Origin of the sequence: Maribacter aquivivus (assembly GCF_900142175.1) — a bacterium.
GTDB classification, from domain to species: Bacteria; Bacteroidota; Bacteroidia; order Flavobacteriales; family Flavobacteriaceae; genus Maribacter; species Maribacter aquivivus.
This window is the reverse complement of record NZ_FQZX01000003.1, coordinates 364,094-389,073: the sequence shown is the minus strand read 5'-3', so window position 1 is coordinate 389,073 and position 24,980 is coordinate 364,094. Positions and strand designations below refer to the sequence as shown.

Below are 24,980 nucleotides of genomic sequence, written 5' to 3'. Positions count from 1 at the left end.
TACATCTGAAATTTTAATCAATGACGCCTTTCAAACAGGCAATTGTGCTTTTTGAAATTTTAAAGGAGTAATACCATTTTCGCTTTTGAATACTCTGGCAAAATGGGCTGGGCTTTCAAATCCACTATCAAAAGCCACTTCATATACTTTTAGGTTGGTATTCTCTAATAATCGTTTCGCATGAAGAAGCCTTTTTTTAGTGAGCCATTTTCCTGGTGATGTACCATAAGCACTATAAAAATCGCGATTAAAAGTACTTAAACTTCTGTGCGATAATCTTGCAAAATCTTCTAGAGACAAATTATACACAAAATTAGACTCCATTATATTTTTGAGGGATGGTTTTACTTCTTGGGCTATCTGTTTAAAATAGCTCCCTATTTCTGGGTTATAGGGCAAAGACAAAATATTGACCAATAATTCTTGAAATTTAATTTCCATCAAATATTTTGAAGGCTTTTCTTCATTAAAAAAATAATCTAATATGGAAGTAAAATACGTAATTAACGTTCTATCCATTTTCAGAGGAATTGCACTATCACTTTGAAGACTACTTTTTTGATTGGCTCCTATTTCAGGTTTTTGTGACATAAAATCCTTGACATAAGAATCTGGAATAAAGATTACTATGGCACAAAAATCCGAATCAAAATACTTCTCAATAATATTTGCCCCTTTTTTAACAAAAAGTACCTCATTGGCATGAACCATATAGCTATGCTCTAGCGTTCGCCATTTCTTTTTACCTTCTAATACGTAAATAAAATAATTAAGATGGTTCCAAGTAGTGAATATGGATTTTGTCTCCGTACATCTATATTCCGAAAATAGAAGTGACGACACTTCTATTTTCTTGAATGTAGGTGTGTTTTTTGCAATGTCGTAACCGTTACCCATAATTTACTTTGTAAATATTTCACTTTGAAAAGTACAATTTTTCAATAGAACTAACTCATAGTAAACAGATTATACTGATACAACTTATCTTTTCACCAAGTATACATCTCAATTGTCTATTATTTTATCATGAGATAAACAAGTTTCTCGTATCAACTTAATACAAAACCAAAAATAGATTTTTAATCGATTTCTGCAGGTTTTAAAATAAGATCATTGTCCGATGCCAATTTGGCAAATTCCTCTGCACTTAAGGCATTAGACGGTTCTTGCCCTGGCTCTACCCCTACTTTCTTGAAAAAATTCAATAGACCGTGTTTAGCATTTGGCACCGTTGCAAATACCAGTTTTAAAGGTTCATTACCAGTGTTTTGAAATGAATGCCACTCACCAGGTGCAGTATACCATACATAGCCTTCTTTAACAATTGTTTCTATACGAACATCGTCCTTATAACTAATAACGATACCTGTTCCTGACAGAAAATAAGCGATTTCTTCCGTTTTGTTATGCTTGTGCTCTGGTAAGGCTCCACCTACACCCAACTCGTATTTTGAAAAACCTGAAGAAGCATCAGGGTGACTTTCAGGGTCCATATAAATTTGAAGCAACCCACCTGACCCAAGTTTGTCTTTGCTCTCTGGAAATATCCACAATTGTTGAGCGTCCTCTGGCTTTACTATTCTCTTGCTAGTATGTGAATGCGTGGAACTATCATGAATATGAGATTCTTCTTTTTCGTCAAGAGAAAGTTCAGCTAGTGAGTCATCTTTCTTCTCAGATTTATCCACATTTTCACCACAACCTTGAGCGATGGTAAATAATATAGTAATGGCAACTAATTTCATTACTTTAATGTTCTTTTTGTTTTTAAGCATGGTCGAAATATTTATGATTATTATTAACTTCTTGTTTCACAAATCAAAACTAGAGAGAATATAAGTACTTTAACTGACTAGGGCTTTCAATAAATTGACTGAGTATGTCAAAATGATAATTTTGAAAGAATAACACTTAGAACATATAAAATTGATATTTTCAACTTAGTCAAAAGGTCGTTGCACGTTTGCTATGTCTAAATTTTCTTCGGAAATTTTTAGCATGTAAATACGGAACTTTTCATATTCTAACACGTTAGCTAACATTTTGAAAAATTTAAAAATTTTAAAAACATATCGAAGCTCAAAAAGCAATTTGCAAAAAGTATAGTTCGGACTTAATACCGATTAATGAACAGCTGTTTATTGGATTAGGAACTGATTTAGAATTTACACCGATAAACGGGTTACGTCATCCAAAACACGAAACAATGAATGGTTGGTACATTTGGAGCGAAGAATGGTCAGATTCTACTGATTTTTTCAAACCTATTCACGCTGAACATTTAATCGAAATGCAACCCGCAATTTTAAAATATCTAAGCCTTGATATTGGTTTTAGATTTCAAATCGATGATAAAGGTTATGAAAATGTATGGTTTGACGAGAAAATAACTCGGTTGGAATAAATGTACTTGAAAACATTACAAGGATGTACTTCTTACTCAAACGCAACTGTTGTGCTGATGGTCTTACCAATATTGAGGGGAAAACAACTCGGACAGAAAATAGGTTGGGTAACACTACCTAAACACAATGGGGACCTTAGGGCTAAACCGAAAGGTATGTGTATATTTATGAAATCGCTAATCCCGATAGCTATCGGGAATGGATTTAGCTATCTACAAGAAAAAATAAAACTATACAATAAGCTTTCGCTTAGTGCGAAAACGGAATCCTAAAGTTTACTTGCCTTTGAACTACGCTTTGCAAAGGCGTCGTTAAACATCTATAAAAACAGAACTTCAAAGAGTTAATGTGCTTTTTTACCAAGTGTATTCTGGTGGTTGTATATTATTCATTCGAAGATATAAATTTGCTTTGGCCCTGTGGTTGGTCATATGATCTTGTACATAAAAAAAGGCAAATGCCCTACTCACAATATTACCACTATGATACATTACACAAGACTCATCTAATTGTTCCTGTTCTATGGTACCAATTACATTCGTAGTATAAGCAAACCCATTTTGTAACAATTCAATAATCTCAGCCTTCGTCATCTTCAAAGCATCAGGTGTATTGGGTTTTACTTCCATTCCTTGCACATAACGTTTTGTAAGTAGCTCCACTGTATATCCAATATGTACCATTTGTTCACCAAAAGACTTACTTACAGCTGTTGGTTTATACGAATACAGTTCTTCTGGCATTGCTTTAGCTACATCTAATGAGTGTTCACTAGCTGCAAGCCAAACAGCTAAATAGGTTTTAGTGAAGGGAGTTTTTGGAACAATTTCAGTTTGCCCATAAGTCATAACCGTACAAAAAATGACCACTATTATTAGAACTAAATTTTTCATAATTAAAAAGAATTAAACGATTACACAAGATAGATATAAGCTTTTAAATATCTTTCAATTACTCTTATAAACCATTGCGGTCTAATCGTTAAAAGTTGGAATTCCCCTTACTTATAAACAAAATAACAAGCAAGATTTTGAATATTCAGCGGTCGAAGTTTCTTGTTTTTTTTAAAAGCTAGCCAATTAAAAACCAAACGAACACAATCTACCCTATATATCAATGGTTTACAGTAAATCTCGTTAGTAAAAATTAAATAGTAATTGAGTACTCAACCACTTAATCACTATTCTCTATTTATATAATTATAGTATCTTCAAACTGAGAACTAAACATACTAGACTAACCGCTACCAAAGATTAAAAATTAACACTCATTGAGTTCTCTTAAACCAAAACCATTGACTACAATACAGAAGCTCATATTACGATTTGTATTTCTATATTTTCTCTTGTACATCTATCCATACGGATTTGAGTATATCAATGAGATTGATACAAATAATTTTTCATTTTGGAAGGGAATTACAATAGGGTTTGGAGAAATATTTTTGGGTTGGGAATACAACAAAGATATATTGTTAAACGGTTTGGACTCTAAATATGATTTTACCAGGTTTCTTTTGGTTGCTGTAATTTCTTTAATAGGTGCATTAATTTGGGTATTCATTGATTCTAAAATTAAAAAAGAGTACAACAATAAACTTAAAATACTTTTACAAACAATACTTAGATATCATATAGGTCTTACGCTAATTCTTTATGGGCTTTCAAAAGTGTTCTTACTACAGTTTGGCACAATGGATATTGATAGCTTAGAAACTCCAATTGGCGAACATAATGGAATGAATTTGGTATGGGCTTTTATGAGTTATTCTAAATTCTATGGTATTACTGCAGGGTTGATAGAGGTTGTAGGCGGCTTGCTGTTACTATTTAGAAGAACAACTTCTTTAGGTGCTTTTTTGTTGTTAATAGCGATGACTAATGTTGTATTAATGGATATCGGGTACGACGTCATTGTTAAGATGTTTGCGATTCATTTACTTATTATGATTGTGGTTTTAATGTGGGATGATTTAAAACAATTATATGTTTTTTTCTTAAGAAATAGACCCTCCACTGCGGCTATCTACATGCCTCTTTTTGAAGGATCAAAAAGCAGAAACATTAGATATATCACTAAAGGTGCATTATTGCTATATGTTTTTGTCTCGTTTAGCCTTGACTTGACAGAAAGAATAGAACAACAGCATAGTAATCATTATGAAAATTTTACAAGTTCACATGACATTGAAATATTTGTAAAGAATGGAGATACAATACCTAAGAATAAAATTAATGGTAATCGCTGGAATGTTATAAGGATAAACGATTTATCTTATTTACCCGAAACCTTAATGGTTTTAAATGAAGATAATACAACCGATCGTTACAAGTTTACAGCAGATACATTGACCAAAAAATTACATTTAACAGATTTATATGGTGATGACCAAACCTCTCACGAATTAACTTACAAAGCCCTTGAGAATAAAGTTTATATTTATCAAGGCATATTTAAAGGGGATTCCCTTTGGATGAAAACAAGCACCAAAACTCTTAACGATTATAGATTAACACGAAATAGAATTCGTTGGATTAGAGATTTGGAATAAATTTCAAATTCTACATAAAGAATAGGTTTAAAGAACGATTGAAAATAGGCTACTAATTATTTAAATAAAAAGTTATGGGTAAAAGTCAAGATGCAAAGAAAAATGTAAAAAAGGAACCAGTAAAAACAGCTAAAGAAAAGAAAGAAGCAAAAAGATTGAAAAAAACAAAGTAAGAATGGCAATTAGCTCCTTTCCATTCCACTTATTATTTTTATTCATAGTTTACATTAAGAATGCTACATGTGCGAATTTATAGAGATATAGGTGGCTCCATATAGGAAATGATGGTGAAATTATGTGGAATAGAACTTGAGAAGAAACAAGCTGAAAATCATTAGAAAAAAAATGTTACGGTATCTATTGTAGCTCTTTTTAATGATTTTCTGTGTATTCACTTTTGTTTTAATGAAACTGAGACATTTAGTATATGAAACGATTGATTAATATTAGCTAAAAAAGATAGAGCAATTTGCGGTTATCTCTCGAATCATTATACGTTTACAAAATCTACCAAATATTTTGATTTAGCATTAAAAATAATGAATTGTAGATGTATCGAAAATAATTGTTTGTCTACCACCCTACTTACCATAAATTAAAAATTATTAGAAATTAAAAATGAAACCAAAATTATTAAAAACAAAAATTCAGCTTGAAAACGATCGTGTACTATTGCTCCCTTTTGAGAATGAACGAAATGAAGAGCTCAAAGAAATAATTTTCGATAAAGAAATCTGGGAATTTATGGGAATGAGCGTAAATAACGAACAAGGCTTAAAGAATTACATCTCAAAGACGATTAAAGACAAAAACAGCGGCTTGTGCTATCCGTTTCTAGTTATAGACAAACTAACCAATAAAGTTGCAGGCAGTACAAGATACGGCAACTTAAACACCTCTAGCCAAAAATGCGAAATTGGATGGACCTGGTACGGAACAGAATTTCAAGGTTCAGGTATAAACAAAGCCTGCAAGTATGAACTATTGAAATTTGGCTTTGAAGAAATTGGGTTTAGAAGAATACAATTTAGTGCAGATAAAGCTAACTTAAGGTCATTAAAAGCAATTGAAAAATTAGGCGCACAAAAGGAAGGTGTTTTTAGAAATAATTACATCGCATCTAATGGAGAAAGTAGAACTGACGTCTATTATAGTATCATTAAAAACGAATGGAGCGAGCTTAAAAATGAACTCTTTTCTGAATTTGAAACCTATTAAGAGATTAGTATTAAAAAAAAACGGATACTTTAACCCCTAAAATGCATTGCCTTCGAATTTATTAAACAGAAATTACGTCTAAAAAATAGCTTTAGATTCTGCTAAATTGATTTTTGAAACGAATTATAACTGCAACACTAACTTAACTGTTATTCTATATTTTACTACCGTTAAAATTCAATTTAAAAAGCACTGAAAACGAATACTTATATTCCTTTATTCTTTTTCTCAAAATTAATTATATGATCCATTTGGGGTATTATGTATACTGCAAAAAACAGTTCTTATTCTCATCATTTTGTAAAGAATAATTTGTCACTGAATAAAAGCTTATGACATATTTATTATGGACAGTGCGAAATAATTGAAAATAAGATATTGGCTTCAGGTGATTTAAATTCTGCTAATGAAATCTGTTTATGAGAATGAACAATTAGCTACAGATATACGTAATGTTGCTCAATTTTTTTTAGAGTAAGTCCATATCAACAAATACCAAATATCTTAACAAACAGATTTCTAACCAACAAAAATCCCGATAACCTATTCTTCTAAATCATCGATTTTGAAAAAACCTGTATATAAGCGCAGCTACTGATTTAAGTCATACATTTTCAACAGACTACAAAGTAACTTGCGGTACTATTTATTTGTTTTTCAAACAATTAAACTACAATCATGAAAAAGAAGAAAAATTTTATCCTTAAAACTTTAGTAGTCATTCTGTCAATTATAGGTGTTGTAGCAGCAGTAATTTGGTTTTCAATGCCTACAGAGCAGCGAAACATGATTTTGTTCATGATGTCTAAAGGTGAAAGCTATGATAACTATCAAGAATATCAAGTAATTGAACGTAATGAGGAAGCCTTAGCTCCGGCATCTTTTGAACCTAGTGTGGTTGATACTATTTCTAAAAATAGCTATACAGTCGCAATCACAGAAATGGTGAAAAATGAAAAGTCACGTATGCTTAAAAAAGGCATGGTTCAAACTTTAGGTATAGATGATTACACAGGTTGGCAGGTACTTGCAGATGAAGGTGCAGCGGAAGGCGCTTATCCGTTTGGTCCATCACCACTTAGCTATTACACTGCAGGTATCTCTTCAAATTTACATACACAACTGTTGAAAACGGCAAAAGAAAAAGATGTGTTATTAAATAATATAAAAGTAGAAGTATTAAATAAATTTCGTTGGAACAAAATGTCATCAAGCAATGGGGCAGGATTTTTAGATGTAACTACTACCAATATTATTATTGATAGCGATGTATCTCAAGCTAAAGTTCAAGATGTAATCAACCTTGCCCTCCAAGCATGGACAGCAGGAAATGCCTTAAAAAATGAAACAGTTATAGAACCGCACTTAGTAATTAACGGAAATAATTTTGACACTTATAAGGCAACACCAGGTACATCTGCCTCTGAAATTTCTTATGATGTAGATTTCTTATTGACCTCTGTTACCAGTAGCGCTACGTTACCAGAATTTTTAGAATTAGAAGTACCTAAAAACGAAGGAGTTTTTGAAATGCTAAATACTATGGATGATTTGGAATTTGAAATATTCGCTATTTCTGAATCAACAAATAATAGTGAAAGACCTTATCTAACTAAAATCACTATTTCAACACCTTCTGAAGAAACATGGGAAATATATGCAGATGAATTTAGCGACAAAAATGATAAGCCTCTTGCACCTACCTCGCTTGAATATTTCACTTTAGGTACTGCGCTTTGTTTAACTTCACAGACGACATTAACGAGTGCTATGATGAATTTACAGTATACTGATTACCGAGTTGAAGACCAGATTGATTTTAAACAAGAAGCTATAGATTCTACAAAAATGGTTGATCACATTGGTACAGTTCATTCATACGTTCTAGTAGCATCAAATGAATCTCAAGAAAGGTTAGAGTATTTTTATAAGAAATCTTTATCGTTATGCTTTGCAGGCGAAGGATTAAAAAGTGCAACTGAAATGAACACTCACTTCTATTTGAACGGGCAACCTATTCATTAAAGCTGATCAGTTTAGGAAACAGGTTCATTTATTAAGCTGTTATCCCACGCAGCAAAAACTTTATGCTTTTGCTGCTTTTTTTATATCAAATTCCTCATCATAGACTACCCCTAGCCTATAATATCAACATATTTTAAAAGTTTAAATTATGATAAAGTACCATCTAGCTTATCAATGTAATTCATGAAATCAAATAAAACATTTCTACTTCAATAGTAACTTTAGGGGTTGTATATTTATGAGATAGCTAGATTTCTGATGAAGTTTTAGCTAGAATATAATTTGAGAATATGTCTAATGTGAATAATTTTATAGAAAAGGAATTTGGGATTCAAGTTACTGATTGTAAACAACTTGACGGTTATGATAATTTAAATTACAGCATTAGCACCTCAGATTCCTCTTATATTTATAAAACTTATAAATACTCAGAAGTATCATTTGACATGGTGAAAGCAGAGAATGATACCCTGTTATTTCTACAAAGTGATTTTAAAAATAAAGTTCCAAAACCAATTCCGTTTAAAGATGGTTCTTATCTAGGTACTTTTTCCATAAAAGAGCAACCTTCTATATGCCGTATGCTATCGTTTTTACAAGGTGATTTTTTAGGTGATGTCTCACACACAGTGCAATTAATTGAATCTCTGGGTGCATTTCTAGCGGAATTAGACCTAAAATTAAAAGAGTTTAAAAATTATACGATACAGAGCAGACAATGGGAATGGGACCTTCAATATTTTGATCTAAACAGAAAGTATATAGATGATATTACAAACGCCACTGATCGCAATATTGTCCGATACTTTTTTAATCAATTTGAAGAAAATATTAGACCACTCTTTCCTGAATTAAGAAAACAGATTATACATAACGATGCTAACGAATGGAATATTCTGGTCCAAAACAACAAAGTTACCGGCATTATTGATTTTGGAGATCTAGCTCATTCTTTTCTTATTAATGAACTAGCAATTGCCATCACCTATACGTGTTATGATAAAGAGAATCCGTTAGAGTGGGCTGTAGTATTACTAAAATCTTATCATGAAAAGCTTCCGCTAGAAGCTAAAGAAATAAGTATACTATACTACCTAATAGCAGCTAGGTTATGCACCAGTGTTTGTAATTCTTCACATGCACAAAAGGTGAATCCAGATAATAGCTACGCATCCGTAAGTGAGCAATCTGCTTGGAAAATGCTTTACCGTTGGTTGACCATAAACCCTATACATGCTGAAAACGAATTTAGAAAAGCAGCTAATCTTCCTTTTGAAAAACCTGTATCAACTTCTAGTCTTCTAAAAAGAAGGCACGAACATATAAGTCCTATTTTATCTACCAGCTATAAAGACCCCATTCATATGGTTAGGTCTGCATTTCAATATATGTATGATGCCGAAGGAAATACGTTTTTAGATGCCTATAATAACATTCCGCATGTTGGTCATTCACACCCAAAAGTCGTGGAAGCAGCGCAACGGCAAATGGCGAAACTAAATACCAATACACGCTATATTTATGACGAGTTAGCAGATTATGCAGAAAAATTATTAAAACATTTTCCGCCCAATCTTAGTAAAGTCTTTTTTGTGAATTCAGGTAGCGCAGCGAGTGATTTAGCGGTACGGATGGCAAATAATCACACCAAAAGTAACACCATGATGGTCATGGAATCTGGTTACCACGGCAACACTCAAATAGCCATAGACATTAGTGACTACAAGTTTAATAACCCTAAAGGGGAAGGTCAAAAAAATCATATAATCAAAGCAACCTTACCAGATACGTACAGAGGTAAATACACAGCTGATATTGCAAATGCAGGAACGCTATACGGTAAAGATGCAGTTTCCCAAATAGCACAAAGTAAACATACTATATCTGCATTTATAAGTGAACCAATTTTAGGATGCGCAGGGCAAGTTCCCCTAGCAGATGGATATTTAAAAGAGGTGTACCCTGCTATTAGAGCACAAGGCGGAGTATGTATTAGTGATGAAGTACAAACAGGTTTTGGAAGATTAGGAGATCATTTTTGGGGATATGAAGCCCATGGTGTCATACCAGATATAGTAATTTTAGGAAAACCCATAGCAAACGGTCACCCAATGGGAGCGGTTGTTTGCACACAAGAAATTGCAGCATCTTTTGAAAAAGGTGTAGAGTTTTTCAGCTCTTTTGGAGGTAATCCAGTTTCTTGCGCAATTGCAAGTGCTGTGTTAGATGTTATAGCAGAAGAAAAACTACAAGAAAACGCAAAAGTTGTTGGCGATTATTATAGGTCTCTTCTAAAAAATCTTATGCAAAAATATAGCTGTATTGGCGATGTACGGGGCTCAGGACTATTTATAGGTTTTGACATCGTAAAGGATAACACCAAAACACCAAATACTGCATTAGCAAGCCATATAAAAAATGAACTAAGAAATAGACATATTTTAGTAAGCACAGACGGTCCTTACGATAATGTTATTAAAACAAAACCACCACTTTGTTTTAGTAAAGAAAATGCAGAGAAAGTAGTTACGACCGTCAGTGATATTCTAGATGCATATTATAATAATGGGGCAATTTTTGATGTTTAATTAAGTATGAAGAAAGCGATGTACTTGGTTTTAATTTGTTTTGTAATTGCTTTAACAGCAAATGCTCAAGATAAGTCATACTATGAATTTGATTTCTATGGCAATTGGACGCTTGACCTTAATGAATATGAATTAGAAGATGATATATATACATTTTCAAAAAAGAGAAGTCATCAAATAATCAAGAAGAAAAATTAAATATAATAGTCACCTTTCTTGAATCAGGCAAATGCAGAGTAAACTACGATCTAACTTCAGGATTTTGTGGCAATGAAACATTTAAGGATTACAGCTGGTCTTTTAACAAGGATTCAGATATAATAAATATTTATCATTCTAAGGAGTTGTTAAAAGAATTCAAAGAACAAAGTCCTGAAGATTTTAAAAATCTCGGCTTACCCGAAAAATATAATTCAATGGAGCTCAAAATAGTTACACTTGAAAGTGGAGGAATAGGATTAGAAATTTTAGATTGGGAATGATTTAGTATCAGTGCAATTAACTTCTTCTCTCAAAAGATTGAAAATTAATTATCTCTTCAATTAAATTAAATTGGTACACTTCTTGAATCATAATTTATTCATGAAACGAATAATATTATTATTAATAATTCTTTTTAGCCTATCTATTTCTGCACAAAATCAGAGAAATAAAAACATTGACATCATAGGTTGCTGGACAAAATCTATAGTTCCACATCAAAATAGAAATTTGAATGTTTATGGCAATTGTAATACCAGTTCAGGTTCATTAAATATCGATTTTAGAAAGAGTGGTGTTTATCGACTTTATTCGGCGAATTTAAATAGCCCACAACGTTGCGGAAACTACATTGTAAAAAAAACTAACCAATGGGGTAAATATGAATACAAAAGAGAAGAACAAACGATAGATATTTATACTTACGGGGGTAAATATGAATTTACATGGCAATTGCATGAAATGGATAATGGTCAAATTGGGTTTAAAAAAATCTAAGGTTGATCAACTTTTTAATTAACAAATCTGGCAGTTCTCTAATTCAGTTTATATCAAAAAGAAAATTATAGCTATTAAATACGTGATTTTTTAAGTACTTATATATGTCATAGGCTACTACCCTTTTCATTTATGCTACTTCTGTTTTAATATTGACTTTTCAGAAACTACAATAATTATAATCAATAACATCGTAAACCTTATACGTCACAAATCTTACATTAGTTAATAAAGTAAACTTCAAAAATTGGAGCACAGCACTTGAAAAGTTCTGGGATTTAAGACAACCTTGTTAACACTACAAAAAAATGTAAGACAATTCTACCAAAAGAAATTACTATTTTGGCTGAAGAATAATTCTAAAGAACAACCACGGTTAGTTAATAAACTAAGCACAACCACCAATTACTTGAATATTATGAGTGAAACGCAACAAAACGACTCCCAAAATAACAATGGTCAAACCATTATAATTAATCAAAACAGTAATAGTAATGGTGTTGGAACTGCTGGTTTTGTACTATCTATATTGACACTTATTATAGGTTGTATTCCTATTCTTGGTTGGTTCGTTTGGTTTTTAGGATTACTACTTTCTTTTATTGGTATTTTTAAAAAACCAAGAACTCTTGCTATGATTGGTTTATTCATCTCATTAATAGGCATCATTCTATTACTTTTTGTTTTTGCTAATCTTGCATTATTTGGAGCTTCATCTGCAGCTCTTGATGGGTTGTAAATTCACCTTAGAATAAAGTTTAGCAATGCATTTTATAAGAAAAATCATTAACCTTTAAATATATTTTTTCTATTACTTAATTATTAAGAAAATTCAATTAACAACAAACCCCTTAAACAATGAAAAAAACATTTTCCCTATTATTCTTTGCTATTTGCTTGCAAATGAATGCACAACAGCGTGTATCTGAAATTAAAAATTATAGGTATGAACATAGTACTCAAAAAGAAAGTCTTGAAGGCAGGTCGACATTAAGTTATGAAGGTGATAAATTAAAAAAAATAACAACTAAAAATCAAGATGGCAGCATTGATTACAGTTTTACTTTAGATTTTAAATACAGTGACAATCATATTGAAGCCACCAATCCTGAAAACAAGATTAGGTTTGAAATGGACCTTGAAAACAACAAACCAATTTTGATTAAGCAATATTATTACAGTGTCAATCTTGAACTATCTTATGATGAAAATGGTAAAATAGCGACGTTAAAAAACATCAAATATCACGGAGCTAAAAAACCACAAATAAGTAAGTGGTTCTATAATTACGAAGGCGGTAAAATAATCGAAGCTTTCCATGCCGATGCAACTAAAAAGAAAAACTTAAAACTGAAAGATGTCAAAAATCCTGCATATATCTATACGTATGATGGAGATAAACTAAAAAATATCGCTCAGACAGTAGAGTCGTTTAAGTTTGAGTATACTGATAATAAAAAAATTATCTACTATCAAAGAGGGCAACGTAAAATTGAATACACCTATGAAAATGGCAATCTCGTTGAAGTCATTTCTTATAGTCAAAATGATGAAGATTATCGAAGAATTAGCAGAGCTGTTTTTACTTATGAAAATGGTAATGGAAACGAAGAGCTTTATTTAGATTACCAAAATGATAATATCTTTACATACACGTTATTACCAGAACACAGATCAAGATAATACTACAGGCTTTAAAATACTAAGTCATGTAATTATAACTTTTATTACATGACTTAGTTAATCAATCAAAACTAAATGACATTTAAGAATCCAAAATCCAATATAAGCTATAAATATGCAATAGTCGCATTAATAATAATTGTTATCATCATAATAACAAGTTTGGTTTTAGATACACAACAAGGATCTGACTTAAAATCAATGTTACTAGGTATTTTAATTTTAGCCATTGCTTTTACTGCGGTTATCGGTTTAGGGTATTCTTTTATGGGTATTAGAGAGCCCAATACAACAAAGAAAATAATTGGACTTATAATCAATTCGATAATTACAATTTCACTTGGTTTACTATTTCTATCTTCAGTCATAGAAATTCTTCCTTACTTAATTTAAAAATCAACAATATCGCTTTCTATTCCATCATGTAGAAGATTTCTATATTTATCATTTATAGCTTTTAAAGAAAAAAAAATCCCTTAAAATTTAGAAAATGAGTTTATTTCAATTCTTTGGTCGCAAAGACAACAATAAGAATGATCCTTACTGGGCGTTTAATGAAAAAGAACATTTTAAACCAAAACTTAATAAAGGTGATTACTTTAAGTTAAGTGGTTTTGATTTTGGGTGGTTTGTTCTTGAACCATTATCAAATTTCGTACAAGATAAAGAACATGAAATTGAGCGTGGTAAATCATTATCATACGGTCAAAAAGCACTCTATTATTGGTGGTATTTAGACGCACAGGTTACAAATGGTGGCTTTGTACAATTCTACTATAACGGGTATGGTGATTATATGCCAACCATTATAAAAGGTCTAAAATATATTGGTGATATTGATATGGCTGAATTGGTACAAAAAGCAGAAAATATTTATCAAAAAAATAAGAAACTAATGAACAAAGCTCAACAAAGCGATTTGTTTGGTAGCGACCTTTATGAAAGGTTGGATGAGCTTTCTTTACTTGATGATAAATATTATGACATGAACAGTAATACCATGTCTTTAATTGAAGAATACATACGTAAACACCCCAATGAAATCTGCATAGACGAAGACGGTTTATCATTCGATTTAAATTTTTCTGGCACGTATACAACCTATTACAGCGACCAAAATTTAAAAGAAGAATTTAGTATTGAAAAAGGCAAAATTCACGGAGCTTATAAAACCTATTTTGAAAATGGAAATCTTGAGGAGTTTATAGAATATAACGAAGGTAATAAAACCGGTATTTACCAAAAGTTTTATGAAAATGGAATCTTAAAATATGAAGTAACTAACGGTGATAAAGAGAATATATTAATACACAAATGGTTTTATGAAAACGGCATACCTAAAAAATTAGAGACAAGAAAAGCTGATACCGACAAAAAATTTGGTGAGTATAAAGAGTGGTACGACAACAGTCAATTAAAGGAAGAAAGTAATTTTGCCAATAATATTACAAGAATTGGTAAATGGTTTCTATACTGGAAAGATGGTAGTAAGAAACTTGAAGGTGAAGCTATAAACCAAAAAGTACGTTTAATAAATTATTGGAAAGAAAACGGCGAGCAAACACTAATAAACGGTACAGGTATTCATTATTCAGAATGGATATCTCGTTCTAGTACAAATATTTACGAAACAGCATATAAAAACTACTTAAGAGATGGTGTTTCTAAAAGTATTACAAATGGTAAAGTTACACTATATCAAGAATTTAAAGATGGAAAAGAACATGGGTACACTAGGTCTTTCTATAATAACGGCAATTTAAAGGACGAAAAGTACTATGAAAGTGGAGAGATAGTTTCTGAAAAAGATGTACCCCTATTTATTGACCCTAAAGTAAAAACGACCATCGTTTGTAAAATGGAAGACCAGTGGCTTATAAATAGAGAACTAGAAACTGCAGACTCCTACCCCATTATCTTAAATAAAACAGCATTAGAAGACTCCTTTAAAGCATCGGTTTCTGTATTTGATGGCTATACACAAGATTACGAATTAAGCTACAACTATTTTGTTTCAATTGATGAAAATGGAAAACCAATCAAATTAAATTTTTTAATGGCAGACAATGGTTTTCTAAAAGAGGAAGTAGAATCTAACATTCATAAAATGAAGTTTAAGCCAGCTATAAAAAATGGTAAAGCAGTAAATTCATATATGATCATTCACTTTAAATTAAGGCTTAGCTCATAATGCTTATTAGATGATAGATAGATTTAAATATGAACTTCCATTCGATAATTACGTCTTTAAAAAAATAATATGAATACTTTGTTTGGTACTAGATTTAGATACCTTTGTATTTATAGAAATCTTACTGATTAGTATAATTACTTCATTAAAAGTTCTCCGCTTTTAGTACATGAAGTTAAAATAGTTATTTCTATTAGTTTCGTTTTCTAATACCGAATTAATTAATAGTTGAATGTTTAGACATCAAGGCAAAAGCAGAAAATTAAAGCACAACCTGCAAATTGCCACTATTTTATCTTTTGTTGCAGGAATTGTAAATGTTACTGGTTTTTTGGCATACAACCAGCTGACTACCAATGTTACTGGGCATTTTGCATTGTTTATGAACGATGTGGCTAATTTAGAGTTCTGGAAAGGCACTGTTTATTTCCTCTATATTTTTTCTTTTCTCTTTGGATCGTTCTTTTCTAGTTTTCTGATTGAAAAATTTAGAAAGAATAAAAGACTAAATGTTTTTGTACTACCAACCGCAATAGAATGTTTAATACTAATAGCCATACCGCTTTATAGCGATGCCTTTGAAATCACTTATCCAGATTTAATTATCTGCGCGCTTCTCTTTGCTATGGGGCTTCAAAATTCTTTCGTTACAAGAATCTCAAATGCAGTGGTAAGAACAACACATTTAACGGGACTATTTACAGATTTAGGAATTGAGCTGTCGCAATTATTTTTTCCAGAAAAGCATCCAAATAGAGAAAAATTAAAATCTAATATTAAACTCCGTCTTTACATCATTTGCTTCTTCTTTCTCGGAGGTATTATTGGCGGATTTCTGTACCTGCAACTCAACTTAAAATTGAATGCACTCATTGTTGGTGCGCTAATTTTATTGGCAAGTTTGTTTTATGATGATTTTAGATATCAATTTATACGCACCAAAAGAAAATATACGCAGCGTTGAGTTTTAATTACCCTTTTGAAAAATTCAGTTATATTTTATAAAAAAGGATTGCGTAATTTTAAAAGTATTCTATAATCCTTTGAGTATTAATAAAGCTGAAACTAAATACCATAAACCATGAAACATCTACTCTCTACATTCCTTTTTGCTGCACTACTAATTTCTTGTAATTCATCTGATAAATCTAAATCAACATCTGCAGAAAGCACAGATGTAGACACAACAACAGAAGCCGTTGCGAAAATAGAAAAGCAATTAAAAACCATAGAAACAAATGAAGACCTTATTGCTACGGCATTGATGGCAGCACCTGCAGAAAGTAGGGCTACAAGTAAAGTAATTGGTTATAATATGGCTGGTGAGTTTGTAACTTTAAAGGAAGGTGATAGCGAATATATTGTACTTGCAGATGACCCAAAGAAAGATGGTTTCAATGCTGCTTGCTATCATAAAGACCTAGACCCTTTTATGGCAAGAGGTAGAGCTTTACGTGCCGAAGGCAAATCAGCAGACCAAATATTTGCGATTAGAGAGGCTGAAGTAAAATCTGGTAAAATTAAAATTACTCCCGGTTCCACCTTACACATTTACTATGGCCCTAATACTGCTTATGATGTAGAAACATCAAAAGTAGATGGCGCAAGGCTTCGTTATGTGATATACACACCATTTGCTACATCAGCATCTATAGGCTTACCAGAAACTCCGTCTGCACCCAATCACCCATGGATCATGAATCCTGGTACGCACAGAGCTCATATTATGATTTCTCCGTTAGAAAATGAAGTAGAGTAATAACAAAGCGAGTCAAAAAGCGTTAACCATATATGGTAAAACGAATACTTAATTACCTCGGCTGGTTTATTGTAGCCATACTTCTAGGGTTACTACACATGCGCATTGTTTTAGGTGCACCACCAGAATCTGACGATGACAAATTCTCGTTTGCAAGTATGGTATATGAATGGGCTTTAGTACAAGTTGGCGCAATCGTTGGCTGTATAATTGCACTTATATTCATTTTATTCGACGTATTTTATTTGAACAACAAACTTCAAGGCAATAGCAAAGCAACGTTATTTCGTTTTATTATTATTTCTTTAATAGCTGTTATTGTTGGGGTCACGCATTATATTTTAGAAAAAGTAATCAATGTTATTTAGTTAGACCAGAGTATAAATAACACTACAAACAATATCTTCGCAGTATGAATACACTTGATATTAGAACAGTAGATGTTGTTCAGTATTTACAGCCCTTACGTGAAGGTGGCTCTATGCCTGCCATTGTAAAAGCCGACGATGATTTTCTCTATGTACTGAAGTTTAGAGGCTCTGGGCAAGGTAAAAAATCGCTTATTTCTGAATTTATTGGTGGCGAATTGGCGCGTGCAATCGGTTTAAAAGTACCTGAGTTGGTATTTATGAATTTAGAAGATTCTTTTAGGCAGACCGAACCAGACGAAGAAATTCAAGATTTATTGAAGTTTAGTGTAGGGCTTAACCTTGGTTTACACTTTTTATCTGGCGCTATTACTTTCGATCCTTTAATTTCTACGGCAGATGCCATGACAGCATCAAAAGTTGTGGTCTTAGATAGTTTAATAAGCAATATTGACCGCACGGCTAAAAATGCAAATCTATTATATTGGCATAATGAATTATGGGTGATAGATAACGGAGCAAGTTTCTACTTTCATCATAATTGGGAGACTTGGGAGAGTCACCTTACCAGAACATTTCCGTTTATAAAAGACCATGTGCTTTTACAACAAGCCACTGCCCTATCTGAAGCTGCTGCAGAAATTCAAAAATTTATCACGTTAGAAAAAATAACAGAGATTGTAACTAAAATACCTGAAGATTGGTTGACGAGCGAATCTGATATTTTAAATGCGGATGAAAAAAGAGCAGCCTATATTAAATTTATAACCACTAAGCTATCTATGATCGATGTTTTAGTAAAAGAAGCAGAAGATGCAAGATAGACATACCTTCAAATTTGCGATAGTTAGGATCGTACCCAAAGTTGAAAGAGAAGAGTTCTTTAATGTTGGTGTGATTTTATTTTGTAAACGGACAAAATTTTTAGATATCAAATATCATATCAGTGAGGATAAGTTAAAAGCCTTTTCTCCAGAAATAGAATATGAAATACTGAATGATTATTTAAAAGCCTGGAAATTAATCTGTGAAGGGAAGGAAGCTGGCGGACCAATAGGAAAGTTAGATTTACCTGATAGATTTGGATGGTTAACAGCATGCAGAAGCACAGTCATACAAAGCTCTACTACCCGATCCGGACTTAGTACCGATCCAGAAAAAGAGCTCGAAGATATATTTAATAAGTACATATTGTAAAAATTCAAAAGATGAAGAAAGCGATATTACTATTGCTATTAATTATTAGCAATTTTATTCAAGCCCAAAACGAATTTGAAACCAACTTTAACGACACCAACAGACCAAGTAGTAAAAGCTTTTACGTAACATTTACTGATGATAAAGGCAACTTAGATTCTATTCCTGTTATCATAATTAAAGGTAAAAATACTGGTCCGGTTTTTACCATGGTGTCTGGAGTTCATGGGTATGAATATCCTCCTATTATAGCGGCACAAGAACTACTGAACGAATTTGACACCAGTAAACTTACGGGGACAATAATAATGCTTCCAATGGCAAACCCATCTGCGTTTTTTGGTCGTACTCCGTTTGTAAATCCGAAAGATGATATAAATCTGAATAGAACCTTTCCTGGTTATAAATCGGGTTCAATTACAGAACGAATAGCAGATTTTATTACGAATGAAATTATAGCAAAAACCGATGTATTTCTAGATATACATGGTGGCGATGCCAATGAAGATTTATTACCATTTGCATGTTACTATAACAATACCGACAACCCAAAAGAAACGGCTATGGCAAAAAAACTAGCTGAAGCAAGCGGATTTAGTTATATAGTATCTTATCCATATACCCTTAAAAAAACAGAACCTGCCAAATACGCTTTTAAACAAGCTGTGCAAGATGATAAAATTGCGTTAAGCCTGGAAAGCGGCAAACTCGGTCAAGTACAAAACGAAGCGGTAGATCTAATTAAAATGGGAGTATACAATATGTTATCAGAAATGAACATGTATAATTCCGAAAAAACGAGTGCTACAAGTTTTAAAAGCATTACGGAGCAATCCTATTTAAAATCTGAATACCAAGGTATATTTATAAGTAATTTTGAAGCAGGAGATACAGTAACAGCAGGGGAAATTGTTGGTCAGATACAAGACATTTTTGGTACACCCTTAACAGTACTAAAAGCACCCAATTCTGGTATTATACTATACAAAATAGGCACACCACCAGTAAATAAGGACGAAACAGTAATGTGTATTGGCTATGGAATAAAGTAGAAATAGAAGTATTTCATATAAAATAGGGTCAATTATTAACGCTATTACCGATCACTCGCTTAAATTTCAAATAGAATAAGTAAGTTTATCAAAATATACTGACCTACATACCTCATAAAATTATTTAAATCTCAGATAAATGCAATCATCAGAACTACAGAGAATAATTCAAGGCATTCCAAAAACGGAACTTCACTTACATTTAGAAGGGAGTTTTGAACCAGAATTAATGTTCCAGATTGCAAAGAGAAATAATATTACGTTACCATATGACTCTATTGAATCGGTTAAAGAAGCATACAAATTTAATAACCTTCAAGAGTTTTTAGACATCTATTATGCTGGTGCGCAAGTACTGTTATATGAGCAAGATTTCTTTGATTTGACTTGGGCATATCTTACCAAGGTGCACAGCGAAAATGTAAAGCATGTAGAAGTGTTTTTTGACCCACAAACACATACAGAAAGAGGTGTAGCTTTTGAAGTTGTAATAAAAGGAATTCACCGCGCTTTAGAAAAAGGAAAAAATGAATTACATATTTCCTATAAACTCATCATGAGCTATTTGCGTCATTTAAGTGAAGAAGACGCTTTTAAAACCTTAGAAGAATCATTACCGTTTAAAGACATTATTGATGGCGTAGGTTTGGATTCATCAGAAATGGGAAATCCGCCAAGTAAGTTCGAAAAAGTATTTAAAGCATCTGCAGAGCAAGGCTATAAACTAGTTGCCCATGCAGGTGAAGAAGGTCCGGCAGATTACATTTGGGAAGCTTTAGATATTTTAAATGTAGAACGTATAGATCACGGTAATCGTTGTCTAACCGACGAAACTTTGGTAAAAAGATTGGTAGATGATAAAATTGCCCTTACCCTCTGCCCTACTAGTAATGTTGCCTTAAAGGTGATTCAGAAGATGGAAGAGCACCCCGTTGCTAAGATGCTTGATAAGGGACTTTTAGCCACAATACATTCAGACGATCCTGCCTATTTTGGTGGGTATATGAATGAGAACTACTACCAAACTGCGAAAGCGCTTAATTTAAGTTTAAAACAAATAGAGCAATTAGCTATTAATGGTTTTGAAGCAAGTTGGTTAAGTGTTGCATCCAAAGAAAAACATATAAAAGAAGTAAAAGATTATTTTAAATCGCTTTAATCTGCGAGAGGAATAAATATTTCAAAAACAACACCATTACCAAGCGAACTTTCTACAGTAATATGTCCGTTATGTGTAGTAACAATACGTTTTACAATGGCGAGTCCAATTCCGGTGCCTTGATATTCTTCGTCGCTGTGTAAGCGCTGAAAAATTTTAAAGACTTTACTTTCATATTTCTGGTCAAAACCAATACCGTTATCAGAAACTATAATATGAGAATATCGCTTTTCGCCATTTAAGTGTAAAAGAGGATAATCTGCTCCGTGAACAACCTTGCCCTTCACTCTTATTACAGGCTTTTCTTCTTTTTTGGTAAACTTAATAGCATTGGTAAACAGATTGAATAGCAACTGCTTAAACTGTATTGGTCTAACTGTAACATCACAGTCTTTTTCAATTTTAAGTACCGTTTTATGCTCCTTAAGCTCTTCACTTAAAACATCCTTTACATCTAAAACAAGCCTTTTTAGAGACATAGTAGTTAAACTGTTATCTATGGTTTCGGTAGCTCCATATACAAGTAAATCTTGTATTAAATTACGCATACGAGCAGCAGACAAATCTATTCGTTCTAATTTGTGCTTACCAGCAGTAGATAAATTATGAAACTCATTATCACTAAACTGAGAAATGAACATTTGTATTTTTCGTAACGGTTCTTGCAAATCGTGACTACAAATATGGTTGAACGAAGCCAAATCATTTATCATCAACTCTAACTTTATGGTCTTGATTTCTAATTGATTGGTACGTTGAAAAACCTTTTTCTCAAGTTTTTTAGAAAATTTTTTAAGTTTTTTATGAGCTCGTTCAAGTTCTAGTTTATTCTTTCTAAGTTCCAGTAAATTAATGACCTGCTCAGACAAAATATTAAGTGATTCTTTTTGGCTCTCAGTTAACTTTCTTGGCTTATTATCAATAACACATAAAGTACCCAATGGTAAACCACTTGCATTCTTTAAAGGAATACCGGCATAAAAAACAATGTTGGGATCACCGATAACTAAAGGGTTGTCATGAAATCGTTCATCTTCACGAGCATCCTCAGTAGTAAAAATGGGGTCATTACCTGTAATAGCGTGTGCACAAAAAGCATCTTCAATAGGTGTTTCAGAAACTCCTAGTCCGTAGTGAGATTTAAACCACTGTCTTTTATCATCTAAAAGTGTAATTAATGAAATTGGTGTCTGACAAATTTCAGCCGCTAGCTTGGTAAGGTTATCATAATCTTTTTCAGGCAGTGTGTCTAAAATGGAATATGAATTAAGAAGCGCAAGACGCTCTTGTTCCCTATCATGAATTTTGGCTTTTATCATAGTCTATCTAAGAGAAGTTGTTTTAACAGCAGCAAATATAAGACGCAGGTTACTTTTGATATAATAAATATAATATAATCCTTTTAAAAAAATTAACCTATGAAAATACAGAGCTGGCGAATGAAATTGGATTTTACAATTATGGTAAAGTACTAAATTGTGATTCACTTCGTACATCCCTTAAGCACTGGTCCTACAAATAAAGCCCACATTGTAAAATCAGATTTGGAGCTTTTTTCTTTCATTCTATTCATGAAAACTATGTTTTCATGAATCAAATACGGTATGCAACCATTTACTTCGAACATTACCCTATCATTTCTTTTTCTGTAGATTTAAATTTTGTTTAATATTTAACATGATTACTTAAACAAATTTAAATACCTTTGAGTGTTGAAATTTTTACAAACATTTTCTTTAAAACATGAACAAACTAGCCATAGTAAGATGTGAACATTTTAATGCAGCACACAGATTGCATAATTCAAATTGGAGCGATGAGAAAAATAAAGAGATTTTCGGAAAATGTAATAATCCAAATTTTCACGGGCATAACTACGAACTAGAAGTTAAAGTCATTGGTTATTGCAATAAGGATACTGGTTACGTAATAGATACCAAAATTTTATCTGATTTGATTGAAGAAAAAATTTTAAATCGATTTGACCATAAAAATCTAAATCTAGACACTGAAGAATTTAAAACCCTTAACCCAACTGTTGAAAATATAGCAATAGTCATTTACGATATTTTGAAAATTGAGATAGAATCAAATCTAGAGTTAAAGATTAAACTATATGAAACACCAAGAAATTATGTTGAATACCCTTACTAAAGAAAACAATTTAAATGGATTTTCAGAAGAAGAAATAGGTGATGACCATATCTACACAGGTCTTGAAACTCCAATGAAAACAGATGCTTTCAAGATATCTGACGAAGAAAAAAAAGATAAAATAGCAGATTTATTTTCACAAATAATGGATGTTATGGGGCTGAATCTTGAAGACGATTCTTTGAAAGGAACACCTAATCGTGTTGCTAAAATGTATATAGATGAAATCTTTTCAGGTTTAAACCCTGCTAATAAACCTAAAGTAGCATTATTTGATAATAAATATCAGTATAATCAAATGCTGGTAGAAAAAAATATAACCTTTTATTCGAACTGTGAGCACCACTTTGTACCGATTATAGGTAAAGCTCATATCGCGTATATTTCTTCTGGTAAAGTGATCGGACTTTCGAAGCTTAATAGAATTGTTCAATATTATGCCAAGAGACCGCAAGTACAAGAGAGATTAACAAATCAAATAGCTGCTGAGCTTAGACAAATATTAGAAACTGAAGATGTAGCCGTAATAATAGACGCCAAGCATTTATGTGTCTCATCGAGAGGTATTAAAGATGATACTTCTGCGACAGTAACTTCTTTTTATGGAGGTATATTTAATACATCAAGTAAGATTGCAGAATTACAAAATTATTTGAATTAACAAACTAGCTCGAACTTATAATAACAGTGGCAAGTGTAAAGAAAAAGCATTACAATTTTATAACTGAATATCATTCTAATCTGGTACTTAGTTTCCTATAATTCACTTTAAATTAAGTCAATGAAAAAAGTAGAGAAAGCAAAAACAGCTCCCATCAAAAAAACCATGACTACCAAAACTTCTATTTATGACATAAAAATAAATTCACTTGAAGGCAAATCCATTGACCTTTCTAAATTTATTGGTAACCATATATTATTTGTAAATGTGGCTTCAGAATGCGGCTTCACCAATCAATATAAAGATTTACAAAAACTAAGTGATACCTATAAAAATCTAACTATCATAGGGGTTCCCTGCAATCAATTTGGAGGACAAGAGTCTGGTGATAGTTCTCAAATTAAAACCTTTTGTGAACGTAACTATGGTGTTAATTTTTTACTTACAGAAAAAATCGAAGTAAAGGGTAACAAACAACACCCTTTATATGAATGGTTGACAAAAAAAGAATTTAATGGCAAAAAAAGCTCCACTGTAAAATGGAATTTTCAGAAGTATTTGATTAATAAAGATGGAGACTTAGTTGATTATTTTTATTCAATAACGAAGCCTTTTAGTTCAAAAATAATCAAGCATTTATAATGTCAATTAAAATACTACGAATACTTATTGATTTTGGATTAGTAGTACTCATTTGGATAGTGCAATTAATCATTTATCCGAGTTTTAAGTTTTACAATCATAAGAACCTAGTCTTATGGCATAAAAAATATACTAGGTTAATTGCCTGTATCGTTGGTCCGTTGATGGTTGGTCAATTAACGCTATCTATATACCATTGTATTATTGAAACCCAACCCTATCAGTTGATAAAATTATTTTTTATAATCATTATCTGGGTGATTACAATGTTACAATTTGTACCACTTCATAACCGCATTACAAATAAAGATTTTGACCACAAAGTACTCATATCGCTCAATAAAAAGAA

The 24,980-nt window shown here is 32.0% G+C and carries 25 protein-coding genes; 21 read left to right on the top strand and 4 right to left on the bottom strand.

Annotated features, from left to right (window positions below):
• Positions 1–30: 30 nt before the first annotated feature.
• Entirely contained in the window at positions 31–897 is an 867-nt protein-coding gene (locus BUC31_RS17390) for a helix-turn-helix domain-containing protein (protein ID WP_073246640.1), read from the bottom strand.
• 182 nt (positions 898–1,079) lie between these two features.
• A complete protein-coding gene (locus BUC31_RS17385; protein WP_073246638.1) occupies positions 1,080–1,775 on the bottom strand; it encodes a cupin domain-containing protein in 696 nt (231 codons plus the stop codon).
• Positions 1,776–2,071: 296 nt separating this feature from the next.
• Here BUC31_RS17385 and BUC31_RS20700 point away from each other — a divergent pair, with 296 nt between their 5' ends.
• Positions 2,072–2,404 carry an immunity protein Imm33 domain-containing protein gene (locus BUC31_RS20700; RefSeq protein ID WP_073246636.1) on the top strand — a complete coding sequence of 111 codons (333 nt, stop codon included), beginning with the start codon at positions 2,072–2,074 and terminating at the stop codon, positions 2,402–2,404.
• A 357-nt stretch (positions 2,405–2,761) separates the two neighbouring features.
• Here the strand turns inward: BUC31_RS20700 and BUC31_RS17370 are convergent, their stop codons facing one another.
• Positions 2,762–3,298 (bottom strand): DinB family protein, encoded by a 537-nt coding sequence (locus BUC31_RS17370; RefSeq protein ID WP_084135082.1) that lies wholly within the window; start codon positions 3,296–3,298, stop codon positions 2,762–2,764.
• A 377-nt stretch (positions 3,299–3,675) separates the two neighbouring features.
• Between BUC31_RS17370 and BUC31_RS17365 the strand changes: the two genes are divergently transcribed.
• The 17 genes from BUC31_RS17365 to BUC31_RS17285 all read left to right on the top strand — a co-directional run bounded on the left by BUC31_RS17365 (position 3,676) and on the right by BUC31_RS17285 (position 21,174).
• Entirely contained in the window at positions 3,676–4,956 is a 1,281-nt protein-coding gene (locus BUC31_RS17365) for a DoxX family protein (protein WP_084135081.1), read from the top strand.
• Between the two features lie 618 nt (positions 4,957–5,574).
• Positions 5,575–6,174, top strand: coding sequence for a GNAT family N-acetyltransferase (locus tag BUC31_RS17360; protein WP_073246629.1), 600 nt, complete (start codon positions 5,575–5,577; stop codon positions 6,172–6,174).
• A 678-nt stretch (positions 6,175–6,852) separates the two neighbouring features.
• Positions 6,853–8,199: an OsmC family protein gene (locus BUC31_RS17355; protein ID WP_073246627.1), complete on the top strand. Its 1,347-nt coding sequence runs from the start codon at positions 6,853–6,855 to the stop codon at positions 8,197–8,199.
• Between the two features lie 290 nt (positions 8,200–8,489).
• Positions 8,490–10,787 (top strand): aminotransferase class III-fold pyridoxal phosphate-dependent enzyme, encoded by a 2,298-nt coding sequence (locus BUC31_RS17350; RefSeq protein WP_073246625.1) that lies wholly within the window; start codon positions 8,490–8,492, stop codon positions 10,785–10,787.
• 6 nt (positions 10,788–10,793) lie between these two features.
• On the top strand, positions 10,794–10,985 hold the full coding sequence (locus BUC31_RS17345) for a hypothetical protein (RefSeq protein WP_073246623.1): 192 nt from the start codon (positions 10,794–10,796) through the stop codon (positions 10,983–10,985).
• A 384-nt stretch (positions 10,986–11,369) separates the two neighbouring features.
• A complete protein-coding gene (locus tag BUC31_RS17340) occupies positions 11,370–11,765 on the top strand; it encodes a hypothetical protein (RefSeq protein ID WP_073246621.1) in 396 nt (131 codons plus the stop codon).
• A gap of 418 nt (positions 11,766–12,183) precedes the next feature.
• On the top strand, positions 12,184–12,504 hold the full coding sequence (locus BUC31_RS17335) for a hypothetical protein (RefSeq protein WP_073246890.1): 321 nt from the start codon (positions 12,184–12,186) through the stop codon (positions 12,502–12,504).
• A gap of 119 nt (positions 12,505–12,623) precedes the next feature.
• Positions 12,624–13,448, top strand: a complete 825-nt coding sequence (locus tag BUC31_RS17330) for a hypothetical protein (RefSeq protein WP_139252005.1) — start codon at positions 12,624–12,626, stop codon at positions 13,446–13,448.
• Positions 13,449–13,523: 75 nt separating this feature from the next.
• Positions 13,524–13,841 (top strand): hypothetical protein, encoded by a 318-nt coding sequence (locus BUC31_RS20400; RefSeq protein ID WP_170861980.1) that lies wholly within the window; start codon positions 13,524–13,526, stop codon positions 13,839–13,841.
• A 97-nt stretch (positions 13,842–13,938) separates the two neighbouring features.
• Positions 13,939–15,639 carry a DMP19 family protein gene (locus tag BUC31_RS17320; RefSeq protein WP_073246617.1) on the top strand — a complete coding sequence of 567 codons (1,701 nt, stop codon included), beginning with the start codon at positions 13,939–13,941 and terminating at the stop codon, positions 15,637–15,639.
• A 232-nt stretch (positions 15,640–15,871) separates the two neighbouring features.
• Entirely contained in the window at positions 15,872–16,603 is a 732-nt protein-coding gene (locus BUC31_RS17315) for a YoaK family protein (protein ID WP_073246615.1), read from the top strand.
• Positions 16,604–16,720: 117 nt separating this feature from the next.
• On the top strand, positions 16,721–17,398 hold the full coding sequence (locus BUC31_RS17310; RefSeq protein ID WP_073246613.1) for a hypothetical protein: 678 nt from the start codon (positions 16,721–16,723) through the stop codon (positions 17,396–17,398).
• A 32-nt stretch (positions 17,399–17,430) separates the two neighbouring features.
• Positions 17,431–17,766: a hypothetical protein gene (locus BUC31_RS17305; protein ID WP_139252004.1), complete on the top strand. Its 336-nt coding sequence runs from the start codon at positions 17,431–17,433 to the stop codon at positions 17,764–17,766.
• A 44-nt stretch (positions 17,767–17,810) separates the two neighbouring features.
• Positions 17,811–18,590: a HipA family kinase gene (locus tag BUC31_RS17300; RefSeq protein ID WP_073246609.1), complete on the top strand. Its 780-nt coding sequence runs from the start codon at positions 17,811–17,813 to the stop codon at positions 18,588–18,590.
• Complete coding sequence (locus tag BUC31_RS17295; protein WP_073246607.1) at positions 18,580–18,963, top strand: DUF3037 domain-containing protein; 384 nt, start codon at positions 18,580–18,582, stop codon at positions 18,961–18,963. The genes BUC31_RS17300 and BUC31_RS17295 overlap by 11 nt, the downstream gene beginning before the upstream one ends.
• An 11-nt stretch (positions 18,964–18,974) precedes the next feature.
• A complete protein-coding gene (locus BUC31_RS17290; protein ID WP_073246605.1) occupies positions 18,975–20,015 on the top strand; it encodes a succinylglutamate desuccinylase/aspartoacylase family protein in 1,041 nt (346 codons plus the stop codon).
• 139 nt (positions 20,016–20,154) lie between these two features.
• Entirely contained in the window at positions 20,155–21,174 is a 1,020-nt protein-coding gene (locus tag BUC31_RS17285; protein ID WP_073246603.1) for an adenosine deaminase, read from the top strand.
• Here the strand turns inward: BUC31_RS17285 and BUC31_RS17280 are convergent.
• Entirely contained in the window at positions 21,171–22,493 is a 1,323-nt protein-coding gene (locus BUC31_RS17280) for a GAF domain-containing sensor histidine kinase (RefSeq protein ID WP_073246601.1), read from the bottom strand. The two genes, BUC31_RS17285 and BUC31_RS17280, sit on opposite strands and share 4 nt — an antisense overlap.
• A gap of 424 nt (positions 22,494–22,917) precedes the next feature.
• Between BUC31_RS17280 and BUC31_RS17275 the strand changes: the two genes are divergently transcribed.
• From BUC31_RS17275 to BUC31_RS17265, 3 genes are all read left to right on the top strand, one after another.
• Positions 22,918–23,328 (top strand): 6-pyruvoyl trahydropterin synthase family protein, encoded by a 411-nt coding sequence (locus tag BUC31_RS17275; RefSeq protein WP_073246599.1) that lies wholly within the window; start codon positions 22,918–22,920, stop codon positions 23,326–23,328.
• Complete coding sequence (gene folE, locus BUC31_RS17270; RefSeq protein WP_073246598.1) at positions 23,291–23,989, top strand: GTP cyclohydrolase I FolE; 699 nt, start codon at positions 23,291–23,293, stop codon at positions 23,987–23,989. The genes BUC31_RS17275 and folE overlap by 38 nt, the downstream gene beginning before the upstream one ends.
• A 120-nt stretch (positions 23,990–24,109) precedes the next feature.
• On the top strand, positions 24,110–24,631 hold the full coding sequence (locus BUC31_RS17265) for a glutathione peroxidase (protein WP_073246596.1): 522 nt from the start codon (positions 24,110–24,112) through the stop codon (positions 24,629–24,631).
• Positions 24,632–24,980: the final 349 nt, after the last annotated feature.